The sequence below is a fragment of the Seonamhaeicola marinus genome (assembly GCF_008085455.1).
This window is the reverse complement of record NZ_VSDQ01000059.1, coordinates 1-215: the sequence shown is the minus strand read 5'-3', so window position 1 is coordinate 215 and position 215 is coordinate 1. Positions and strand designations below refer to the sequence as shown.

1 pseudogene is annotated in these 215 nt (G+C 32.1%); it reads left to right on the top strand.

Features of this window, described 5'->3' with window-relative positions:
• Nucleotides 1–215 (top strand): annotated as a pseudogene (locus tag FUA24_RS00380) (signal recognition particle protein); the annotation flags it as partial.

Here is a 215-nt window from a genome sequence, read left to right as displayed (position 1 = left end):
GAAGAAGAAGCAAGAAAACTTCAAAAGAAAATTGCAAAAAACAAGTTTGGCTTTGATGATTTCTTAAAACAAATTCAGCAAATAAAGAAAATGGGTAACATGAAAGACCTTATTGGTATGATACCTGGCGCTGGAAAAATGATGAAAGATGTAGATATTGATGACGATGCTTTTAAAAGTATTGAAGCTATTATCCACTCAATGACGCCAAAAGA